This is a genomic window from Herbaspirillum aquaticum, from assembly GCF_002213425.1.
Taxonomy (GTDB): Bacteria; Pseudomonadota; Gammaproteobacteria; order Burkholderiales; family Burkholderiaceae_D; genus Herbaspirillum; species Herbaspirillum aquaticum.
On sequence record NZ_NJGV01000049.1, the window covers coordinates 1 to 2,282 of the forward strand.

Annotated in this window: 2 protein-coding genes; both read left to right on the forward strand. The window is 45.1% G+C overall.

What is annotated here, in order from left to right:
• Positions 1-161: 161 nt before the first annotated feature.
• Positions 162-1,211: a tyrosine-type recombinase/integrase gene (locus CEJ45_RS24325; protein ID WP_088757551.1), complete on the forward strand. Its 1,050-nt coding sequence runs from the start codon at positions 162-164 to the stop codon at positions 1,209-1,211.
• A gap of 181 nt (positions 1,212-1,392) precedes the next feature.
• Positions 1,393-1,638 (forward strand): hypothetical protein, encoded by a 246-nt coding sequence (locus CEJ45_RS24330; protein ID WP_088757552.1) that lies wholly within the window; start codon positions 1,393-1,395, stop codon positions 1,636-1,638.
• Positions 1,639-2,282 lie beyond the last annotated feature (644 nt).

The following is a 2,282-nucleotide window of genomic DNA, read 5'->3' on the forward strand; positions in this document are numbered from 1 at the left end:
GTCCAGTCCATCATGGGCGCAACAGATACTATCCTCTTGTTTTTAAAGGATTTTTTATTCATTAAAACACCTCATTTGCACACGCACTGCACACGAATTGCACACGAAACTCATCATTGATACATAATTCATACATATCCAAATGCACATGAATTGCACAAATGGCACACATTAGTAGATTACCTAGTGGAAATTGGCGCGCCCTGGTGAGACGCAAAGGCCACAAGTCAAAGAGTCAGACTTTCACGCTAAAACGAGATGCCCTGCAATGGGCAATGGCAATTGAGTCACAGGCGGAGCATATAGCTGCTTATGGGAAGCAACCTGTACCAGAGGGTTATACGGTTGCCAAATTGGTTGACACGTACATTGAGAGAACTCCGCCCGGTCAAAAGACTAAAACTGCAACCCTTCAGATGCTTAGAAATTCTCTTGGCAACATTCTGCTGGCTAAGCTAGGTGCCAGCCATTTGCGAGATTTTATCATTCAAAGGATGAAGACTGCGGGCGGCGTGACCATTGCAGGTGACTTGTCCATTCTTGGCAGCGTCTTAAGATTTGCACGTGACGCGCTTTTACTCGACGTACCCGAAAATCTTGCGCTAGATGCCCGCAGGCAACTCGCCGGATTTAAATTGAACACTCGTAGTACAGAGCGCGATAGGGAGCCTACCCAAAGCGAGCTTGATCGGCTTTACGCACACTGGGACAACAATCCCCGGCAAATCATACCCATGACTACGATTTGCAGGTTTGCGATTGCAACGGCCATGAGGCAGGATGAAATATGCTCAATTCTCATCGAGGATATTAGCGGATATCCACAGAAACCTACCGTAATCATTAGAGACAGAAAAGACCCAAGGAAAAAGATAGGCAATAACCAAAGGGTGCCACTACTGCCGGACGCTTGGTGCATCGTTGCACCAATTATGGAATCCCGTACTGAAGGAAGACTCTTTCCTTTCAACTCTGCCTCTGTATCGACTGCTTTTACCCGAGCCTGCCTAGCACTAGACATAGAAGATTTGCACTTCCACGATCTAAGACACTATGCCACTGGCAAACTTTTCAGGATGGGGTTAGATATCCCTACCGTTTCGGTATTAACAGGACACAAAGACTGGAAGATGCTTAAACGTTACACACATACAACAGCAGAAGACGTTTTTGCAAAATTAACAACAAATGACACCCAAGCCCGTGTATAGTCTTCCATACAACTTATGAAGCAACGAAGCCCTATTTGGGGTGGACGGGATACCGGGATGCGAAAAGCTGGCTTAGACCAGCTTTTTAATGTGCCTAAGGTGGACTTTTCATTTGTTACGCCTGTACGTTTTAATTACCAACCAAGGAGCAACGCTACCGACATTTTTAAGGAGGAATCTAATGAACCAAGAAGAACAGCTCTCAACCCTCGCACACATGATGGAGTGCATTACGGAAGAAGAGCTAGCAATACTCACCGGCAACAAAGTCAGTACTCTTAAGGCATGGCGCAACCGGGGAAGCGGGCCAATTTATGCTCGCTTTGGAAACAATTTCCTATACCGAGTCGAGGACGTAAAAACCTATATTGATCTAATAGCCATTGGAAAGATATCTAACCAACCAAAGGCATATGCTCTAGCTTAAGATTTATTTTTCTTGACAAGGAATGTCAATTTGTGCTTGACAAATCAGAGGTGTAGGGGTATAATTAAATAGTGTAGGGAAAAACGTTTTCCACACATCCCAATAAGGGCCGCCTAGTAGTTCCTCGGGCGGCCTTTGTCGTTTACACCATCCCAAAACTTACTTATTACTAATTCATTTAATTGAAAGGGACTCCCCATGCCTGAAGAATCTAAACAGATTAAAAGTTTTAACGCCACAAAGACTCTACTGATCCTGATTGAATCGATTCGATCAAACTTATCCTTTAAATCTATTGCAGCCTTGCTGAATAGTCACCAGCTTCTGACCTCTACAGGTCAAGTGTGGACAGAGACAAGAGTAAAAGGCCTCCTATCGCGTCTTCGACGGCATAAGCAAGTGCCAACGTCCTTGTATAAGGACCTCGCCAGGCTAGTTTCCGCTGGTATCGTCACCAGCGCTGACGGCTCTTTGCTCCTTCTTCCCAACAAAAGAGGTCGGAAATAATGGATCAGATTGTTAACAACCATAGGCAAAGAGCCCTATCAGTATTGAGTAGGCTAACTGCAAATCTAAGCATTCTTGCTATTGCCCTAAATCTGCTGACAGTTCCAAACCCTCTCCATCACAAATGGGACGCCACC

Coding starts and splice junctions, on each gene's coding strand:
- CEJ45_RS24330 (WP_088757552.1), top strand. CDS start 1,393: ATGAACCAAGAAGAACAGCTCTCAACCCTCGCACACATGATGGAGTGC.
- CEJ45_RS24325 (WP_088757551.1), top strand. CDS start 162: ATGGCACACATTAGTAGATTACCTAGTGGAAATTGGCGCGCCCTGGTG.